Origin of the sequence: Pedobacter sp. Leaf216 (genome assembly GCF_001421515.1) — a bacterium.
Lineage (GTDB): Bacteria > Bacteroidota > Bacteroidia > Sphingobacteriales > Sphingobacteriaceae > Pedobacter.
The window spans coordinates 607,072-625,344 of record NZ_LMKM01000012.1 but is presented as its reverse complement, the minus strand read 5'-3'; the positions used below and the strand labels follow the sequence as shown (position 1 = coordinate 625,344).

The 18,273-nt window shown below is 38.2% G+C and carries 19 protein-coding genes; 11 read left to right on the top strand and 8 right to left on the bottom strand.

All coding sequences use genetic code 11. The features are described 5' to 3' along the window. Window positions 1-137 precede the first annotated feature (137 nt). The gene (locus ASE74_RS12565; RefSeq protein WP_055909375.1) at window positions 138-518 is read right to left on the bottom strand and encodes a VOC family protein; all 381 of its coding nucleotides are present in this window, start codon (window positions 516-518) and stop codon (window positions 138-140) included. 118 nt (window positions 519-636) lie between these two features. On the opposite strand from ASE74_RS12565, the gene ASE74_RS12560 reads away from it, so the two are divergent. The 5 genes from ASE74_RS12560 (at window position 637) to ASE74_RS12540 (ending at window position 6,436) form a co-directional block, all read left to right on the top strand. Next, window positions 637-1,917 (top strand): replication-associated recombination protein A, encoded by a 1,281-nt coding sequence (locus ASE74_RS12560; RefSeq protein ID WP_055909373.1) that lies wholly within the window; start codon window positions 637-639, stop codon window positions 1,915-1,917. A gap of 65 nt (window positions 1,918-1,982) precedes the next feature. Continuing rightward, window positions 1,983-3,455, top strand: a complete 1,473-nt coding sequence (locus ASE74_RS12555) for a DUF5687 family protein (RefSeq protein ID WP_055909369.1) — start codon at window positions 1,983-1,985, stop codon at window positions 3,453-3,455. A 2-nt stretch (window positions 3,456-3,457) separates the two neighbouring features. After that, the gene (locus ASE74_RS12550) at window positions 3,458-4,150 is read left to right on the top strand and encodes an ABC transporter ATP-binding protein (protein ID WP_055909365.1); all 693 of its coding nucleotides are present in this window, start codon (window positions 3,458-3,460) and stop codon (window positions 4,148-4,150) included. 177 nt (window positions 4,151-4,327) lie between these two features. Beyond that, complete coding sequence (locus ASE74_RS12545) at window positions 4,328-5,005, top strand: OmpA family protein (RefSeq protein WP_200912303.1); 678 nt, start codon at window positions 4,328-4,330, stop codon at window positions 5,003-5,005. A gap of 354 nt (window positions 5,006-5,359) precedes the next feature. Further along, window positions 5,360-6,436 carry an IS110 family transposase gene (locus tag ASE74_RS12540; protein ID WP_055909361.1) on the top strand — a complete coding sequence of 359 codons (1,077 nt, stop codon included), beginning with the start codon at window positions 5,360-5,362 and terminating at the stop codon, window positions 6,434-6,436. A 917-nt stretch (window positions 6,437-7,353) separates the two neighbouring features. Here ASE74_RS12540 and ASE74_RS12535 read toward each other — a convergent pair. Continuing rightward, on the bottom strand, window positions 7,354-7,704 hold the full coding sequence (locus ASE74_RS12535) for a hypothetical protein (protein ID WP_055909358.1): 351 nt from the start codon (window positions 7,702-7,704) through the stop codon (window positions 7,354-7,356). 104 nt (window positions 7,705-7,808) lie between these two features. Here ASE74_RS12535 and ASE74_RS12530 point away from each other — a divergent pair, with 104 nt between their 5' ends. The 3 genes from ASE74_RS12530 to ASE74_RS12520 are packed head-to-tail and all read left to right on the top strand — an operon-like array spanning window position 7,809 to window position 10,576. After that, window positions 7,809-8,834: a Gfo/Idh/MocA family oxidoreductase gene (locus ASE74_RS12530; RefSeq protein ID WP_055909356.1), complete on the top strand. Its 1,026-nt coding sequence runs from the start codon at window positions 7,809-7,811 to the stop codon at window positions 8,832-8,834. A 59-nt stretch (window positions 8,835-8,893) separates the two neighbouring features. Continuing rightward, window positions 8,894-9,670 carry a zinc-dependent peptidase gene (locus tag ASE74_RS12525; protein WP_055909345.1) on the top strand — a complete coding sequence of 259 codons (777 nt, stop codon included), beginning with the start codon at window positions 8,894-8,896 and terminating at the stop codon, window positions 9,668-9,670. Window positions 9,671-9,685: 15 nt separating this feature from the next. Then, the gene (locus ASE74_RS12520; protein WP_055909343.1) at window positions 9,686-10,576 is read left to right on the top strand and encodes a DUF6263 family protein; all 891 of its coding nucleotides are present in this window, start codon (window positions 9,686-9,688) and stop codon (window positions 10,574-10,576) included. A gap of 73 nt (window positions 10,577-10,649) precedes the next feature. Here ASE74_RS12520 and ASE74_RS12515 read toward each other — a convergent pair whose 3' ends face one another. The 5 genes from ASE74_RS12515 to ASE74_RS12495 form a co-directional block, all read right to left on the bottom strand. Continuing rightward, a complete protein-coding gene (locus ASE74_RS12515; RefSeq protein ID WP_055909339.1) occupies window positions 10,650-11,636 on the bottom strand; it encodes an alpha/beta fold hydrolase in 987 nt (328 codons plus the stop codon). 141 nt (window positions 11,637-11,777) lie between these two features. Then, window positions 11,778-12,635 (bottom strand): DUF4097 family beta strand repeat-containing protein, encoded by an 858-nt coding sequence (locus ASE74_RS12510; protein ID WP_055909335.1) that lies wholly within the window; start codon window positions 12,633-12,635, stop codon window positions 11,778-11,780. 3 nt (window positions 12,636-12,638) lie between these two features. Beyond that, window positions 12,639-13,013, bottom strand: coding sequence for a GntR family transcriptional regulator (locus tag ASE74_RS12505; protein ID WP_055909332.1), 375 nt, complete (start codon window positions 13,011-13,013; stop codon window positions 12,639-12,641). Further along, window positions 13,014-13,811 carry a hypothetical protein gene (locus tag ASE74_RS12500; RefSeq protein ID WP_055909330.1) on the bottom strand — a complete coding sequence of 266 codons (798 nt, stop codon included), beginning with the start codon at window positions 13,809-13,811 and terminating at the stop codon, window positions 13,014-13,016. A 3-nt stretch (window positions 13,812-13,814) separates the two neighbouring features. After that, the gene (locus ASE74_RS12495; protein ID WP_055909328.1) at window positions 13,815-14,642 is read right to left on the bottom strand and encodes an ATP-binding cassette domain-containing protein; all 828 of its coding nucleotides are present in this window, start codon (window positions 14,640-14,642) and stop codon (window positions 13,815-13,817) included. Window positions 14,643-14,893: 251 nt separating this feature from the next. On the opposite strand from ASE74_RS12495, the gene ASE74_RS12490 reads away from it, so the two are divergent. The 3 genes from ASE74_RS12490 to ASE74_RS12480 are packed head-to-tail and all read left to right on the top strand — an operon-like array spanning window position 14,894 to window position 17,410. After that, window positions 14,894-15,289, top strand: a complete 396-nt coding sequence (locus ASE74_RS12490) for a DoxX family protein (protein WP_055909326.1) — start codon at window positions 14,894-14,896, stop codon at window positions 15,287-15,289. Beyond that, window positions 15,289-16,281 carry an aldo/keto reductase gene (locus tag ASE74_RS12485; protein ID WP_369800163.1) on the top strand — a complete coding sequence of 331 codons (993 nt, stop codon included), beginning with the start codon at window positions 15,289-15,291 and terminating at the stop codon, window positions 16,279-16,281. The genes ASE74_RS12490 and ASE74_RS12485 overlap by 1 nt, the downstream gene beginning before the upstream one ends. 49 nt (window positions 16,282-16,330) lie before the next feature. After that, a complete protein-coding gene (locus ASE74_RS12480; RefSeq protein ID WP_055909323.1) occupies window positions 16,331-17,410 on the top strand; it encodes an NADH:flavin oxidoreductase/NADH oxidase in 1,080 nt (359 codons plus the stop codon). Between the two features lie 146 nt (window positions 17,411-17,556). Here the strand turns inward: ASE74_RS12480 and ASE74_RS12475 are convergent, their stop codons facing one another. Continuing rightward, complete coding sequence (locus ASE74_RS12475; protein WP_157255411.1) at window positions 17,557-18,270, bottom strand: hypothetical protein; 714 nt, start codon at window positions 18,268-18,270, stop codon at window positions 17,557-17,559. Window positions 18,271-18,273: the final 3 nt, after the last annotated feature.

Genomic DNA, 18,273 nt, shown 5'->3' with positions numbered 1-18,273 from the left:
AAGTAAAGGATGGGATGAAAAAACTTAGTAGCAAATTACTCAGTATTGTAATGCGCATTATGATTCCCACTTGCGTGGAAATGACGCTGAATAATTTCCTTGTCAATCAGTGTCTCCGTGGCAAAAAAACTGCTTGGTTACAAGTAATTACTCACTTCAATTAAATTCATATCCGGATCGCGAAGGTAAATGGATGTAATTTTTCCATTTGCGCCTGTCCGTTCCACAGGTCCTTCTTCAATTTCGATGCATTTTTCTTTAAGTTCCTGCATTACTTCACGTAGTGGAAAATCGGTAATAAAACATAAATCGGCCGTTCCGGGCATGGGTTTAAAGGCTTTAGGCTCAATTTCGCTTCCGTATTGGTGAAGGTTAATTTTTTGATCGCCAAATTTTAAAGCTTTTCTGTTTTCGCCAAACTCAATAATTTCCATTCCCAGGGCAAGGCTGTAAAATTTGCATGTGCTTTCTAAATTGGCAACTGTTAGTACAAGGTGATCTAAGTTTTTAATGTCCATAATATTAAATTAGAACTAAAGCAGCTGTCCTTTTGTTTTAGCCAGGAGCAAGTGCTGTCGATATTTGGTTAGTAAATAATCGACAAACAAAATACTCAATTTTTATATATTTACCATTATGCAAAACCTGCCTCCATTAGCCGAACGTATGCGCCCTCAAAATCTTGATGAATATGTTGGTCAACAGCATCTGGTTGGAGAAGGAGCAGTTTTACGTAAAGCAATAGAAAGCAGTCAACTGCCGTCCATGATTTTTTGGGGTCCGCCAGGCGTTGGCAAAACAACTTTAGCCTATATCATTTCGCAGGCATTAGATCGCCCTTTCTTTAATTTGAGTGCCATAAATAGTGGTGTAAAAGATATTCGAGAAGTAATTGACCGTGCGGCGCAGTTAAAAGACAGCTTTTTGGGTTTGCCAATTCTATTTATCGATGAGATTCACCGTTTCAGTAAATCGCAGCAAGATAGCTTGCTCGGTGCGGTAGAGCGGGGCTTAGTTACACTAATTGGTGCAACAACCGAAAATCCATCTTTCGAAGTCATTTCCGCATTACTTTCCCGCTGCCAGGTATACATTTTAAAGTCTTTAACAGAAACCGAACTGGTTGGTTTATTGCAAACGGCCATTAAAAAAGATATAATACTTGCAGAGAAAAAAATAACGATAAAAGAGCACGAAGCTTTAATCCGATTATCTGGTGGCGATGCGCGAAAATTATTAAACGTACTCGAAATTGCCATCAACGGTATTGGCGGAAATAAAATTGTGCTCACCAACGAAAATGTGCTGGCACACGCACAGCAGAACCTTGCCTTGTATGATAAAGCCGGAGAACAGCATTACGATATTATTTCGGCATTTATAAAATCTATCCGTGGAAGCGATCCCAATGCGGCGGTTTACTGGCTGGCGCGGATGATAGAAGGTGGCGAAGACCCGCTGTTTATTGCACGCAGGTTATTGATTTTATCTTCAGAAGATATTGGTAATGCCAACCCAAATGCCTTATTATTGGCCAATAACTGTTTTACCGCAGTAAATGTAATCGGTTATCCCGAGGCACGGATAATTCTTTCCCAATGTGTAACCTATTTGGCCAGTTCGCCTAAAAGTAATGCATCATACGAAGCCATTAATAAAGCGCAGGCTTTGGTTAAACAAACGGGCAATTTACCTGTACCCTTGCATATCCGTAATGCACCTACCAAACTGATGAAAAATATCGGTTATGGAAAAGATTATCAGTATTCGCATGGCTATGAAGGAAATTTTTCTCCACAGGAATATTTTCCTGATGAATTAAGTGGTACTAAACTTTACGATCCGGGTAAAAATGCCGCAGAAGAGAAGCTGAGAGAAAAACTTAGGCAAAACTGGAAAGACAAATACAAATATTAGTGTAACATTTTCTGCATAATGCATACTAATAGGTATATTGACTAAATCAAACATCTAAACTAAATATGCTGAGTACTTTTTTAAGCCATCAAAGAAAATCATTTTGGCGTTCGCGGAACCGTGGCAGTAGTATAGCCGGACAGGTTGTTTTGGGGTTTTTTATGCTCTATTTTTTTATTTTGGCGCTTGGGGCAGGTTTCGGAATGTCTCATCTGCTGAATTACTTTTTTCCTGATCAGGATGTAATAAAAAGCTTCAACGGCATTATTCTTTTTTACTTCGCATTCGATTTTATTATGCGTTTGCAATTTCAGGAACTACCAACACTTAGTATAATACCGTATCTCCACCTTCGGATAAAAAGAAGTAAGATTATTAGATTTTTGAATGTTAAAGCCCTCTTTTCGGTGTTTAACCTTTGGCCGTTCTTTATCTTTCTTCCGTTCTTTTTTATTAAAATTCTGCCTCTATATGGTGGCCTGGTTACATTGATGTACATTGTGGCGATATTTTCGGTAATGATTTTTAACAATTACCTCGTGCTGTATATTAAGCGCAAATCGATTACCAATACCCTTTATACTTTTGTTGGCCTAGTGGTTATCGCCGCATTTGCAGCCCTGGAATATTATAAGGTAATTTCGATTATGGCCGCTTCTGATTTTGTGTTCAGGGCCATTGCTGCCCATCCGGTATATGCATTTGGTTTCACCATCGCTGCGGTTGCCATATTTTTCGTTAACACTAATTTTTTACGTAAAAATTTATATGTAGAAGAGTTAAGCAAAAAGCAAGAGAAAAAAGGAAGTACCGATTATGCTTTTCTTAACCGTTTTGGAAAAGTAGGCGAGTTGGCCGCGCTTGAATTGAAATTAATTCTCCGCCACAAAAGGCCACGTTCTGCAGTCATTCTTGGTTTCTTTTTCCTTTTTTATGGATTTATCTTCTACAAAGAAAAAGCAATAAATACTGATTCGTTTGGGCAGATGATGTTTGGCGCAATCTTTATGACGGGGGTATCCATCATTATTTATGGGCAGTTTATGTTTGCATGGCAAAGTGCCCATTTCGACGGGATATTGGCCAATAAAATTAACTTTAAAGATTACATTAAAGCTAAATTCCTGCTTTTTACCATCGGCTGCACCATTATTACCCTATTGGCCAGTTTTTATGGCTTTTTAAGTCCAAAATTGCTGTTATTACACCTGGCGGCATATTTATACAATATCGGTTTCGGAACGGTGGTGGTGCTTTATCTGGCCACTTTGAATTATAAAAGACTGGATATTACAAAAGCAGCAAGTTTTAATTACCAGGGCACAGGAGCTACGCAATGGCTTTTAATGTTTCCTTATGCACTAACTCCAATTTTAATGTATGTACCATTTGGCATGTTAAATAAACCTTATTGGGGTTTGGCGGTAGTGGGCATTTTTGGCCTTGCCATGTTATTTCTGCGTGGGTTTTGGGTAAACTACATTGCAAAACGACTTGAAAAACAACGATATAAAATAGCCGAAGGCTTTAGAGAATAATTATGATTTTAGAAGTTAAGAATTTACAGAAAGTTTATGGCGATAAAACCGTTGTAAACATCGAAGATTTGCAGATTGCTGCCGGCGAAACTGTTGGTTTAGTGGGGAATAACGGCGCTGGTAAAACCACTTTCTTCAGGATGCTTTTAGATTTAATCCGCCCCACAAATGGCGAAGTTTTATCAAAAGGTGAAAACGTAATGCAAAGCGACAATTGGAAAAATTACACCGCATCGTTTTTAGATGAAGGTTTCCTGATCGATTATTTGACGCCCGAAGAATATTTTATATTTATCGGTAGTTTACATAGCATGAGCATTGCCGATGTTTCTGCATACCTACAGCAGTATAATGAATTTTTTAATGCAGAAATTCTGAACAGTGGCAAATACATCCGCGATTTTAGTAAAGGAAACCAGGTTAAAGTTGGTATAGCTGCTGCACTGATGCAGAAGCCCGAAATCTTAATCTTAGATGAACCCTTCGCCAACCTTGACCCAACAACGCAAATCCGCTTGAAGAAACTTTTGAAAGACCAGGCAGGAAACATGACCACTTTTATTTCCAGTCATGATTTAAATCACGTTACAGATGTTTGCAGTAGGATTGTACTGGTAGAAAAAGGACAGGTAATCAAAGATTTTAAAACAGACGAGAATACATTAAAAGAATTGGAGAGTTATTTCTCTGCTTAGTTTTTTGTACTAAGAATGATACATTATCAAAGAGTTACCATAAACAGGGGCTCTTTTTTTATGCTTAATGTACGGGTTTGTGGCAATATTCGTTCAAAATGTATATAAAATGTAGTTCAGGTGGTTTTTGGCATTGTGTTTGAATAGCACGAGTAGAAATTATAAATGTAAATTATTATGAGTATTTCAAGAGTAAGAATAGCGACATTAAGTATAGGATTAGCAGTAGGTTCGATGGCATTCCAAAGTTGTGATAGTTTAACTAAAACACAAAAAGGAGCTGGTATCGGTGCTGCAGCTGGTGGTGTTATTGGTGCATTAATCGGTAAAAAAGCCGGTAATACAGCAGTTGGTGCTTTAATTGGTGGTGCTATTGGCGGTACAGCGGGAGCTTTTATCGGCCGTAGAATGGACAGGCAGGCAGCTGAAATCCAGAAAGCTATTCCTAATGCAGAGGTTATTCGTGAGGGAGAAGGAATTATCGTAAAATTTGATAGTGGTATTTTATTCGATTTTGATAAAACGGCTTTGAAAGATGCAGCTAAAACAAATATCCAGAGTTTAGCTTCTTCATTGAACCAATACCCTGATACAGATATCAAAATTATTGGCCATACCGATAGCCGTGGTACAGAGCAATATAACATGGGCTTATCAGAAAGAAGAGCAGCAGCAGTTAAAGCTTATGCAGTTTCTCAAGGTGTTCCATCATCAAGGTTAGTTACCATTGGTAAAGGTTTTGCAGAGCCAATTGCAGATAACGAAACTGATGCAGGCCGTGCAGCAAACCGTCGTGTAGAAATTGTTATCGTTGCTAACGATGCATTAAAAGCGAGCGCACAAAAACAAGGATAATATCGCAATTTCCCTCTACCTATGAGGTCATTATAAATGCAGCCCCGGTGTACATCCACCGGGGTTTTTTGTTTATGAGTCGTCAACTTTCTCGCAAACCTGCTATTCAAGTTGATAACTCTTTAAAATATGTATTGTTGAAATTATTAGATAAGCCACTTAATAATTCTATTTTTTTTGAAAATCAGGTTCCTGTGTTTATCGGTTAGGGTAGTCCTGCTATCCACTTCAAGCCTTCACTTCATTACGGGCTTTCCGTTGCTATCAGTATCTATGTAATAAAAGTGATCTTAGTTCGAGTGGTCTTTTGCAAGCCACAATAGTTAAATTTATATAAACAAGAGAACTAAGATCATGACAAATTTAGCAGAAAAATTAGATTTTAGCGGTCACACGATAAGTTGCGGTATCGACGTGCACCTTAAAAGTTGGACTGTTTCCCTTTACCTGGGGAAGCAGTACCTTAAAAGTTTTGTTCAGTCTCCTCCCTCTGTTGAGGGCCTGCGGAATTTTCTTTTAACCAGTTATCCTAAGGCGAATTATGAATGTGCCTATGAGAGTGGATTCTGTGGATTTTGGATACAGCGTGCTTTTGCTGCCCTATCGATAAGCTGCATTGCTGTGAATGCAGCAGATGTTCCCAGGACTGATAAGAGTACAAAGAACAAGAATGACAGAAATGATTCCCGGCGAATAGCAGAGGCGCTTCAGGCTGGCCAGCTGGAAGGTGTTTATGTTCCTGATCCTGAGCTGGAGGCGGATCGACAACTTGTACGCCTTAACGAGCGCTACAGTAATGACCTCACCCGGGCAAAAAACAGGATAAAGGGGCTTCTGCGCCTGATGGGTATTGAAATACCCCATAGATTTGCGAAGGCCAACTGGAGCAATGCATTTGTGGACTGGTTAAAACAGGTTAGCTGTGGGGAGTCGAGCATCAGAGTTGTGTTGGACAGGCAGCTCTCGATAATGGAAACCATCAGAGCTCAGAAACTGGATACCTTAAGGGAGATACGCAAGCTTATGCACAAGGTACGTTATCAAAATATTTCCAGACTGCTCTGCTCAATACCGGGTATAGGGCCTGTAACAGCAGCTGTGCTGATTGTAGAAATCGTTGATATTACCCGCTTTGAGAAATCAGATAGGCTCAATTCATTTGTCGGGTTATGCCCAATGCAGCACTCCTCAGGTGAGGACGATAGAAAAGGAAGTATAACAACCAGACAGCACCGCAGGCTCAGGTATTTACTTGTGGAGTCTGCCTGGGTAGGGATAAGAACAGATCCGGCTCTAACCCTGTGCTACAGCAAATGGTCTGCAAGGATTGGCTCCCGCAGGGCTGTAATCAAAGTAGCCAGGAAGTTATTACAAAGGATAAGACATGTCTGGATTCATTCGGTACCATATGCGCCGGGTCTGGTTAAATAAAAAAATAAACTAGCTGTAAAGATATGATAGACTGCTTTCTAAACCTTGCGGGTCAACCTGCTTTAATCAGTGTGCGGCTATCTTTAAACTTGAGTATTAATAAATACCTGCGGCAAATTAATGACCGCTAATAGGAGGATATAGCTAAGTTTTTAATACTTTTATAAAAAACAGCTTCTGAGAGGCATTAATTTAAATTCTAGATAGCGCTAATTCTCAGGGCAAGGGCATTATTTTGCTCATTAAAAAGGAAAAGCTTTCAAAGCCACTGAAAAAAGAGGTTTATTCATAGGAGGTTTAGCTAACCTAGGGTACTGCACACTACTCCGGCCGCCCTGCAACCTCAAATAGCACCACTAAAAGAATTACTTAAACGGGATTGAAGCGGCATCCTCCCGATCCCGATTCTTCATCGGGTGGGGAGATATAGCAAAAAGCCCGGCTACCATTAAAAAATGCAGGTGGCTTTGCTTTCCAAAACTTTGATCAAGTCGAAGGAGAACAAGGTGACAAACTTTAAATGGAGATAACATATTTTTTTTGAAAATCAGGTTCCTGTGTTTATCGGTTAGGGTAGTCCTGCTATCCACTTCAAGCCATCACTTCATTACGGGCTTTCCGTTGCTATCAGGTTTAGCTAACCTAGGGTAGTGCACATTACTCCGGCCGCCCTGCAACCTCAAATATCACCACTAAAAGAATTACTTAAACGGGATTGAAGCGGCATCCTCCCGATCCCGATTCTTCATCGGATGGGGAGATATAGCGAAAAGCCCGGCTACCATTAAAAAATGCAGATGGCTTTGCTTTCCAAAACTTTGATCAAGTCGAAGGAGAACAAGGTGACAAATTATTAGATAAGCCACTTAATAATTTTATTTTTTTTGAAACAGGAAGATCTGAGCGTAGGATAGGAGTTAATCTTCAGAATAAATATCCTCAAAATAGCTCACCATAAGCGATTTCATTAACATTTCCTGTTCAAGCATGGTGTAAGGAGGAATAGCTTTGATCAATTTCCAGTGCGGCCAGCCGTCCTGATCAAGACCTTCTAATTCATAAAAACCCATTTCGCTTAATAAGCGGCAGGTAGCAATATGCATCAGCTCTTCTTTTTGACGTTTGCTATATTTCTTCGGCCCTTTGCCCAATTCCTGTACACCAATAAGGAAAAGCATTACTTTTAAATCAGGAAAATCCGAATCAAATTCAGTAGAAATCCTTTCCTGTAAAACTTTCCACTTGGCATTAATCTCCGATGGCTTCATGTGTACAAAGATAGTGTAAAATGGTGTAAGGCTTAAGTAAAAGCTTTACGGTTTTAACATTAAAGCTTGAATGATAAATGTATTTTTAGTTACATTTATAATCTATGGATACGAATATCAATAAAACAATTAATGCAGGTTTATTAGCTTACGGCATGTCGGGTAAGGTTTTTCATGCACCATTTTTACAGGCACACAGCGGTTTTAATTTAAAAGCGATTGTAGAGCGAAGCCAGAAAAATGCGGTAAATGATTACCCAAATATTACAAGTTATAATAGTGTTGATGAACTTTTAAATGATGAGGAAATAGAATTAGTGGTAATTAATACCCCGAATAATTTACATTACGAGCATTCCAAAGCGGCTTTAGCCAAGCATAAACACATTTTAGTAGAAAAGCCTTTTACCGCTACAGTGGCACAGGCCAAAGAACTTTTTGAATTGGCCGATAGTATTGGCAAACAGATTTTCTTTTATCAAAACCGCCGCTGGGACAGCGATTTTACCTCGGTTAAAAAAGTTTTAGAAAGCGGTAAACTTGGTAAACTCAATGAAATGCATTTACGCTACGATCGTTACCGTAATGTAATCGGACCGAAAGCTTTTAAAGAAAATCCGGTTGAGGCAAGCGGACTTTTATACGATTTAGGTCCGCATCTATTGGATCAGGTCATCAGTTTATTTGGCAAGCCGCTAAGTTTCCATAAAATTTTAGGTAAAAATAGGGTAGGAACCCTGGTTGATGATTATTTTTCCATCCAGTTGAGTTATCCGGATAGTGTACAGGTTTTTGTTACCTCGAGCATGTTGGTGGTAGATCCTCAGGCTGCTTTTGTGCTGCACGGTGTTAATGGTAGTTTTATTAAGCAAAGAGCCGATAGCCAGGAAGAACAATTGTTGGCGGGTATGAAACTTAGCGACGAGGGTTACGGAATTGAGGCCGATGGTAAAGAGTGTTCGTTAACCACCATTGATGCCGATGGAAATAAGACAGCGGAAATTATCCAATCGGAGGTAGGAAGTTATCTGCCGCTGTTCGAAGCCATTTATCAGGCGATAATTAACAATAAACCCTATCCGGTTACCCGCGAAAATGTTTTAACCCAATTAGAAATTATCGAAAGCTAGGCACTATTGTGCCATCTGTTAAATCTGTGTAATTACTATAAACCCGTGTAATCCCTTTTATGAATTCCCTTCCATTTGCCTACCTGATCCCGATTTTTCTGATTGCCCTTTACCTCATCCTTAAAAAGAAAAAGGTTGTTGTTGATCCATTAACAGATGTGGACAAGAAAATATTGGATGATTATGTGGGCTATTACCACAATCTCGATTCGACGGATAAACTTCGGTTTGAACAAAAAGTAGCTTCATTTTTTAGTACCGTTAAAATTGAAGCAGTAGGGTTGGAAATGACCACCTTAGATGAATTATTGATTGCCTCCAGTGCGGTGATTCCGATTTTTGGCTTCGACGACTGGCAATACAAAAACTTAACAAGCGTTTTATTGTATCCGGATACTTTTAACAAAGATTTTCAGTTTGAAGAAGGTGGAGAAAGAAATATTATGGGCATGGTGGGAACGGGTTACATGAACGGGCAGATGATTTTATCGCGTTCTGCACTTCGCCATGGTTTTTCTAAAAGTGCCGGAAAAGAAAATACAGCAATACATGAATTTGTACATCTTTTAGATAAATCGGATGGTGCAACGGATGGCGTACCTGAAAATTTAATTGCCCACGAATATACTTTGCCTTGGGTTAAAATGATGCATGAGGAGATGCAAAAAATCGAAGATAACAAATCGGATATTAATCCTTATGCCATCACCAATGAGGCAGAATTTTTTGCTGTGGTTTCAGAATATTTCTTTGAAAAACCTGAACAGTTAAGAGATAAACATCCCGAACTTTATTTTCAGTTAAGCCGCATTTTTGCGCAACAGCCTGCAGGGTAAAATGATAATTATCAAATGAAAATAGTAACAACAATTATTTGTGGGCTGATCTCAATCAGTGCCTTTGCGCAAAAGACTTATGTATTGAAGCAAAATTATCCGACTGGTTATAAATACGATTTTTCTATTACTTCTGATCAGATCATTAACCAGAAAATTGATGCACAGGAAATACATTTAACTCAAAATATTGGTACAGATTATACTTTTGACATAACTGAAGGCCATAGTGGTGAAAAGGATGTTAAGGTAACGTATAACAGGATTTTTATGAAATCTGTTGGTATGGGGAATACGTTGACCTACAATTCGGATGACCAGGACAGTACCATGAAAAATCCATTTGGAGGTTTAAAGGGGGCAACATTTTATATGATTGTTACACCTAATGGAAGTATTAAATCAGTAGCCGGAATTGATCGTATGCTTAACAATATGGCGAAAAAAATGAGTACAGATAGCAATAAGGTTGAGCAGATTAAAGCGGCTTTAAATAAGCAGTTTAGTATGGATATTGTAAAACAGACGATGGAGTCGTCATTTAAAATTTATCCGGAAAGAGCTGTTAAAATTGGCGACAGTTGGACGGTTGATACCAAAATGCAAATGAGCATGCCAATTGAGACCATTACGCAGTATACTTTAAAAGAAGTGAAAGATGATATTGCCACATTGAGCGTGAAGGGAACATTGGTATCTAAAGGAATTTTTGAAATGATGGGCAATAAAACGGAAACTGATTTAAGTGGAACCAACTCTGGAGAAACGCTCCTTAATATTAAAACTGGTATTGTGCTTAACAGCCACCTAAGGGTTGAGCTCTACGGCAAAATGAAATCAATGGGTAAAGATATTGATTTCGAAATGCAGGGCATTAATAAGATTGTAGGGAAAGAGATTAATTAATTTATTTAGACCGAGGCCTCGCAGGTTAATCCGGAGTTTGCCGTTTAAAAACCTGCGAGGTCTTTTTATGAAGTTACAAGCTTCCCGTTAAAGCCACCAAAAATTCTGTCGGGATTTCAATATGCGGGATGTGTCCGCAGGCATCAAACTCTATAATTTTAGCTCCAATAATTTTGGCTGCCGTTTGCTTTCCTAAAAGTCGGTATTGCCCATGCAATGCTTGTTGATCGGGTGTAAGCAACCCTTTTCCAACGATGGTTTTATCTTCTTTACCGATAAATAAAACGGTAGGTACTTTTAAATTCTGAAATTCATATACAACTGGCTGCTCATAAATCATGGTGTAAGTTAGTGCCGCAACTTTTGCCCATCGTGGATAGTCGGCGCTATTGGTTACGCCGCCTGCAATATTTACCAGGTATTCGTATTCAGGTTTCCAATAGGTAAAGTAAGATCCCTGATAATATTTCCGAACACTCTCTGCAGTGGTTTTAAGTTCGGTTTGGTATTGTTGTGCTGTTGTAATGTAAGGAATAAATGTTTTGTAATCCTCCAGTCCGATTGGGTTTTCGAGCAGCAGTTTTTCTGTTGTTTCGGGGTACATTAAAGCAAAACGCGTGGCCAGCATCCCGCCCATGCTATGGCCTAAAACTACTGTTTTTCGAATGCCAAGGGTGTCCAGCAATTTTTTGTTCCAGGCGGCCATTTGGTGGAAACTGTAATGAATATATGCTTTAGATGATTTACCAAAGCCAATTTGATCGGGTACAATAACGCGGTAGCCTACATTGGTTAAAGCTTTAATTACGTTTGTCCAATAATATCCCCCAAAATTTTTTCCATGAAACAGGATGGCTGTTTTTCCATTTGCATTGGCCGTTGGCGCAACATCCATATAAGCCATTTTTACATCCTGCCCCTCAGTATTGATCGGGAAATATTTAACAGGGTAAGGATATTTAACATTATCCAAAGTAATAGATAAAGTATCTGTTTTTTGTGCGTGTACTTGGCTAAAAACGAACAGGCATAGGGCAAATAAAAAAAAGTATCTCTTCATAATGGGGGTAATGATATTAAAACTAAAAAAGCTAATTGACCCAAGTTAAACTTTTGCCAATTAGTTAGCTTAAAAATCATGCCCTTTTTTACAATAATTAGGTTAATTTTTAAATGTTATTTATCCATTCAGGCAAAATCACTATTTAATTATTTGCTTTAAATTAACCATAGGTATTTGGATCGTTGTTTCGTCAGAGAGCATACCCTTAGCGTTTTTAATCTTGATGTGCTGAAAATTAACTTCATTTTTACCCATACTATTTAATATAAGCGAATCTATTGGGGCTACATTTTTGTTTTCCTCATTTTGAAATTCTGCATTTGCATTTTTTAAGTTTAGATTTAAATTCCCTATTGTAGTATTATTTACAGTTAGGTGTCCGGTATTAATATTCACTTTCAAATTATTGATCTCCGCATCTTCAATCATTATGTTTGGTATTATTACATTTTGTTGTTTATCAAGGGTTTGCTTTAAAAGGTTCAGGTCTTTAATTTTCAAACCTGCTCCAAATCTGAAGTTTATGCCTTTTACAATTTCCACATTTAAACTTTCCTGATTCGCTGATAACTCATCAATCGATACATTATTAAAAGTGATACTATTCAGGTTTGGCGAGAAAATCAACAATGTTCCATATTGATATTTGCTTCTTTCTTTTAAAGAGATATGCAATTTCCCATCATTATCTATTTTATAATCAATATCTGGTGCAATACCTTTGGTTGCCTTAAACAAGAACTTATCACTGGCAATAATTTTTATGTTTAGAAATGATGATTCCGAACCGTTAATCACTACGTTATGAAATGCCTTGACCGGATATTTTTTAATGAACCGATCTAAATCACTATTAATATTTTCGGCTCCCATTAGCATTTTATTATACGTTTTGTCGTCGATGCGGTTCGCTTTGGCAATCAAAATCATTACTGTTAAAGGAACAATAAGTAGGGTAAGTGCTAACCCTATTAAAAGTTTATTGCTTGTTTTCATTTTTTAGGCGTTAAAGTTTTGTGATACAAAAGTTTGGTAGCGGGATTTCAGCTCGTCGAAATCAATTTCCAGCAGATAAATATTCCTGAACAGATTGGGCAATTCATCGTCTATAAAAGTTGTTTTACGATATTGTTTTACCTGATCGATTGTATTATCAGCCAGGAAAAAACCAATTCCCCTTTTGTTATTGAGAATATTTTTACTTTGAAGCAATTCGTAGGTACGCATTACTGTATTCGGATTAACTTCCATTTCTATTGCCATTTCCCTTACCGATGGAATTTTTTCGTCAGCTTTCCATTTACCCAACAATATTTGTTCGCAAACATACTCCGCTATCTGTAAGTAAATGGCCTTGTTATTATTAAACTCCATTTAGGCCTCCTTTTCTTTTAATCGTATAAATGAGATAAACCAGAATACCAGTGTTATTAATATGCTCATTAAACTTATTAAGAAATAAATATTTTGTTCATCCTGCCAATAATGGCTTCCCACCCAAACGGTGTTATCTGTTAATTTTTTTATGATAAAAATTGTCAGCGTAACCCAAATTACCCCAAATGCCATTACCGATATTGCCGTTTTAATGTAATGGAAGCTTTGGAAAAAAATAGATCCAAGTAAAAAAACTGCGTTGATTAAAAAGGGCACATAATAAAATTGAAGAAACTGCTTAACCGTAGGTGTAGAAAAGAAATATGCAAGGTTATCTATAACAACTTTTTTTCCATTGTAATCATTATAACTTGTTACTAGTGTATGAGTTGCCCTAATAGAAGAAACAAAAATAAGATCGGTTAAGTAGAAGCACAACAGGTAGCTTGGTAATGCAACTATTACAGTGTAAAAGATACCACATAAAAATTTTTCAATGGTGGATGCAGGTGTCAAAATGTTAATTATTGCTTTTGATTTTTGACCTAATTGCATAAAATAACTGTTTGCTATGATGCTTACGAAAAGCAAGCCTGTAATCAAAAACAGTGGATACCTGAAGTTCAATGTGTTAAAAGAAATATATTTTAGTCTTTCATCAGTTAAACTTATGGCATAAATGAAGGCTAAAATCCCGATTAATACACCAAAACTGATCAAATAAATTTTGCCAAAATCAAGCCATTGTCTTCTAAGCAATAAGCCAAATCGATTGATATTAAATGTGTTGTTCATCGCTTAACTGAATAAAGGTTTAAATTTGATTTTTTCTGCAAGTATGGCATTAAATAAAAGTTCCATATCCAGCTTGCTTTCCTCCTGGTGGTAGTTTGGCATTACGGCGTTATAACCAGAGAGCGAAGGTTCGGCGTATATAATACTATCATCAATTTCCTTCACTTTTTTGAAAGTTAACTTTGCCGTAATTTCTTCTACAGTAGCTTTGAGGGCAATGTCATTATCATCAAGCATAATCACCGTGTCGATTAGGTTATCCAGATCCCTCACCTGGTGTGTTGAAATGATAATGCAACGTTCATCTGTCATGGCCGAAGCCATAATTTTTCTAAACTGCGCCTTAGATGGAATATCCAAACCGTTTGTGGGTTCATCCATAATAACCAGTTTTGCTTGTGTAGCCAGTCCGAAAGCAATTATTACCTTTTTCTTTTGTCCATAACTCATATTAATAAGTTTCTGTTCAACCGGAATGTCGAATTCTTTTATCAGGTTAGCGAAATAAGCATGATCGAAGTTTTTGTAAAAAGGAGCATTAGCTTTTAAGTAAGCATCAATTTTCACGGATGGTAGATAAAACTCTTCAGGAATAAAACAGATTTGCTCCAAAAGTGCCGGTTGCCGTTTAGCAGGATTAAAACCCATTACCTCCAAACTGCCACTTTGCGCATAAACCAAACCAGCCAGGTTTTTTAGCAAGGTAGATTTACCTGCACCATTTTTACCAAGCAAGCCATAAATATGGCCGTTGCTTAACCGCATGCTCATATTTTTAAATAATGGCTTATGCTTGCTGTAGCCAAAATTAAGATTGTTAATGTTGATCATATCTACTGTATTAGTTAAATAATACACTAATGTATGATGTTGTTCGGTTATCTCCAAATTTTTGCCGAAAAAAGTTTCACGTTGGGTGGAGAGCGGCTGGCGTTTTTCATTTATACGTTAACCCTAAACGCTACACGCTTGGCGCTCTTCGCCATCTCCTCCGCCATTGGAAGGTAAAATATCCATTAAATAATGGTGCAATAAAACATCCTTAACTGGTAGATTGTATGTTTGTAAGAGATCGATAAACAATGGATACAAAATGGGCATACTTGCTTGGCCGTTTGGCAATAGGCATAAGTTTTTTTGGGCATGGCTTGGTGCGTTTGCCTAAACTTGCCGGTTTCAGCAGCTGGATGGTTGGGCAATTTTCTAAATCAATTCTGCCTGAAGCCCTGGTAATTCCCTTTAGCTATGTTTTGCCTGTTGCAGAATTTATGGCCGGGATACTTATTATTGTTGGCTTATTTACAAGGCAGGGATTGCTTTTAGCTGGGGCAGTTACTTTGGCACTTATTTTTGGCACCACCCTGATTGAAAACTGGGAAGCATTGCCATCTCAACTTTTGCATGTTGCATTTTTATCGGTGTTGTTGGCTTACTTACCGCATAACAGTTATGCGGTTGATAAAATCATAAAAAAATAATGATGGAATACAGAAAAATAGGAAATTCAGATTTAGAACTCTCGGTAATTACTTTTGGTGCATGGGCTGCTGGTGGTTGGATGTGGGGGAGTACGGATAGAAATGATGCCATAAACGCAATTAAAGCCGGATACGATTTAGGCGTTACCTCAATTGATACTGCACCAATTTACGGCCAAGGAGAAAGTGAAGAGATTGTAGGGGAGGCAATAAAAGGCATCTCACGCGATAAATTGCAACTGGTAACTAAATTTGGGATGCGGTGGGATTTGGCCAAAGGCGATTTCGGCTTTAAAAGTAAAAACAATGACGGAAAAGAAATCGATATCTATAAATATGCCGGTAAAGAGAGTGTAATTTATGAATGCGAACAATCCTTAAAGCGTTTAGGTACTGATTACATCGATCTGTATCAAATTCACTGGCCAGATGTTACAACACCTATTAATGAAACTTTTGAAGCGGTAAGCAGATTAATTGAGCAGGGTAAAGTACGTTATGCAGGAGTGTGCAATTACGATGTAGCACAATTAAAAGAAGCAGATCAAACGTTAACACTTGTATCAAACCAGATTCCATTTAGTATGGTAAACCGTGGTGTAGAGGATGAGATTGTTCCTTATTGCATCGAAAATAATAAATCAGTTTTAGCTTACAGTCCGATGGAACGGGGTTTGTTAACCGGAAAAATGACGGCAGATTATAAATTTGAAGAAGGCGATCACCGCCAGGGCAATAAATTCTTCTCACCAGAAAGCATTGAAAAAACAAATGCTTTTTTGGCTAAAATTAAGCCATTGGCCGATGAAAAAAATGCAACCCTATCTCAGCTGGTTTTACGTTGGACGGTTGAACAACCAGGCATTACCATTGCTTTGGTGGGTGCGAGAAATGAAAAACAAGCCATTCAGAATGCTGAGGCCATAAACGTAAAATTAAATGCTGAAGAAATTCAATTTATTGATACTGAACTGGCGCATGCTGATTTTTAATCCTCTGTTTATTTCTCTCTGCCCTTCGTGGTTAAAATATTAAAAAGATATGTCGAAATTATTTTCTCCTTTTACTATAAAGGATGTAACCTTAAAAAATAGATTAGTTATTTCTCCAATGTGCCAGTATTCTTCAATAGATGGCTTTGCAAACGATTGGCATTTGGTGCATTTAGGCAGCCGGGCTGTTGGTGGTGCCGGATTAATTATCCAGGAAGCTTCTGCAGTTACCGAAGATGGAAGAATTACTTATGCTGATTTAGGCATCTGGAAAGATGAGCATGTAGATAAATTGAAACAGATTGTTTCTTTTATTCACAACAATGGAGCAATTGCAGGCATTCAACTGGCACATGCAGGTAGAAAAGCAAGTTGCGAAGTGCCATGGAATGGCGGAGAGCAGATTGCCTCAGGCGAAAATAGCTGGAAACCTGTTGGTCCATCACCTATCCCTTTCAAACAAGGCCAGGTAGAGCCGCATGAATTAACGATTTCAGAAATTCAGGATATTGTATTTGCTTTCAGGGCTGCGGCAAAACGTGCTTTAGATGCTGGTTATAAAGTAGTAGAAATACATGCTGCACATGGTTATTTACTGCACGAATTTTTTAGTCCACTCAGCAATAAACGTACTGATATATATGGTGGTAGTTTCGAAAACCGCATCCGTTTGGTAATTGATGTAGTTGAAGCAGTACAATCGGTTTGGCCAGAAAATTTGCCGTTATTTGTGCGTATTTCGGCAACAGATTGGACAGAAGGCGGCTGGAATGAAAATGATTCATTGCAGTTGGTTGCAGTATTGAAAGATCGTGGGGTGGATTTAATTGATACCTCTTCCGGCGGAAACGTACCTGATGCTTTCATTCCGGCGGGGCCTAATTATCAGGTTCCTTTTGCCGATAAAATCAGGAATGAAATTGGCATTTACACGGGTGCCGTTGGCATTATTGTAGAAGCCAACCAGGCTGAAGAAATTTTGGAACAAGGCAAGGCAGATCTCATTTTTATAGCCCGCGAATCGTTGCGTGATGCCTATTTCCCTACTCATGCCGCACAAGTACTTGGCGATGATACGGAATGGCCAAATCAATACGTGAGGGCTAGGCGGGAAACGGCTAAGAAATAACCCTGAATTGATTTCAATGTCTACTAACCCCAATCCTTTTTGAAGAAGCAATCTTAAAACTTGAGCTTATAGCAAGAGTTTTAAGATTGCTTTCTACTTCACAATGTGAACATTTTTCGAGATAAGCTACTTATTGCTGTGGTTCCTTAATAGAAAAATTTACTGGCATTTAAAATCGCTTTATCGTTATCCTGTAAAATACAGTTTGGATAAATCGTATAACCCGTCCACATTAAGGCCTGAGGATTTTCATTTGCTGGATGCGGCATCCCGAAAGCATGCCCCAATTCGTGGCCGGCACCACCAATCCATCTCGGAACAGCTTCGGTCATTTGTCCGGTTAATCCTTTAAGGTCATTTTCTGGCATGGCCGTAAAACCTGCTGCGCCTGCACCAGTTGTTCCTGCTGCATCTACATAGGTTAAATAAATGTATTTTGTTTCATCATAACTGCTTCCAAGTAAAGCTTTAGCATCATTTTTTGCATTAGAATAGAAATAAAATTGTGCATCACCTGTATTACCATTTTGTGCATTAAACCATGCGGCAGGATGCGAACTCTGCATCGTTTCTACCAGCATATTGCCATTTATATGAAAAGTTTTGTTGCTGCCCAATGTATTTTTATACCATGGTGTTAATTGAGTAATGCAGTTTCCGGCAGCATCTGTATATGCTTTATTTAGTGATCGATCTGATGGAACGATATAAATTACCCTCACACTTAAATTTGCCGGACTTGGATTTGGCCCTGTGAAAGTTGGGTTTTCAGGATCCATTTCGTCACTATTTTTAGAACAGGATATTAAACAAAATAGTATCAGTAGGCCTAATGCAAAGGTTTTAAAAGATGTTTTCATAGT

Coding starts and splice junctions, on each gene's coding strand:
- ASE74_RS12520 (WP_055909343.1), top strand. CDS start 9,686: ATGAAAATAGTAACAACAATTATTTGTGGGCTGATCTCAATCAGTGCC.
- ASE74_RS12550 (WP_055909365.1), top strand. CDS start 3,458: ATGATTTTAGAAGTTAAGAATTTACAGAAAGTTTATGGCGATAAAACC.
- ASE74_RS12475 (WP_157255411.1), bottom strand. CDS start 18,270: ATGAAAACATCTTTTAAAACCTTTGCATTAGGCCTACTGATACTATTT.
- ASE74_RS12545 (WP_200912303.1), top strand. CDS start 4,328: ATGAGTATTTCAAGAGTAAGAATAGCGACATTAAGTATAGGATTAGCA.
- ASE74_RS12565 (WP_055909375.1), bottom strand. CDS start 518: ATGGACATTAAAAACTTAGATCACCTTGTACTAACAGTTGCCAATTTA.
- ASE74_RS12485 (WP_369800163.1), top strand. CDS start 15,289: ATGATGGAATACAGAAAAATAGGAAATTCAGATTTAGAACTCTCGGTA.
- ASE74_RS12495 (WP_055909328.1), bottom strand. CDS start 14,642: ATGATCAACATTAACAATCTTAATTTTGGCTACAGCAAGCATAAGCCA.
- ASE74_RS12480 (WP_055909323.1), top strand. CDS start 16,331: ATGTCGAAATTATTTTCTCCTTTTACTATAAAGGATGTAACCTTAAAA.
- ASE74_RS12525 (WP_055909345.1), top strand. CDS start 8,894: ATGAATTCCCTTCCATTTGCCTACCTGATCCCGATTTTTCTGATTGCC.
- ASE74_RS12560 (WP_055909373.1), top strand. CDS start 637: ATGCAAAACCTGCCTCCATTAGCCGAACGTATGCGCCCTCAAAATCTT.
- ASE74_RS12505 (WP_055909332.1), bottom strand. CDS start 13,013: ATGGAGTTTAATAATAACAAGGCCATTTACTTACAGATAGCGGAGTAT.
- ASE74_RS12515 (WP_055909339.1), bottom strand. CDS start 11,636: ATGAAGAGATACTTTTTTTTATTTGCCCTATGCCTGTTCGTTTTTAGC.
- ASE74_RS12540 (WP_055909361.1), top strand. CDS start 5,360: ATGACAAATTTAGCAGAAAAATTAGATTTTAGCGGTCACACGATAAGT.
- ASE74_RS12555 (WP_055909369.1), top strand. CDS start 1,983: ATGCTGAGTACTTTTTTAAGCCATCAAAGAAAATCATTTTGGCGTTCG.
- ASE74_RS12490 (WP_055909326.1), top strand. CDS start 14,894: ATGGATACAAAATGGGCATACTTGCTTGGCCGTTTGGCAATAGGCATA.
- ASE74_RS12510 (WP_055909335.1), bottom strand. CDS start 12,635: ATGAAAACAAGCAATAAACTTTTAATAGGGTTAGCACTTACCCTACTT.
- ASE74_RS12530 (WP_055909356.1), top strand. CDS start 7,809: ATGGATACGAATATCAATAAAACAATTAATGCAGGTTTATTAGCTTAC.
- ASE74_RS12535 (WP_055909358.1), bottom strand. CDS start 7,704: ATGAAGCCATCGGAGATTAATGCCAAGTGGAAAGTTTTACAGGAAAGG.
- ASE74_RS12500 (WP_055909330.1), bottom strand. CDS start 13,811: ATGAACAACACATTTAATATCAATCGATTTGGCTTATTGCTTAGAAGA.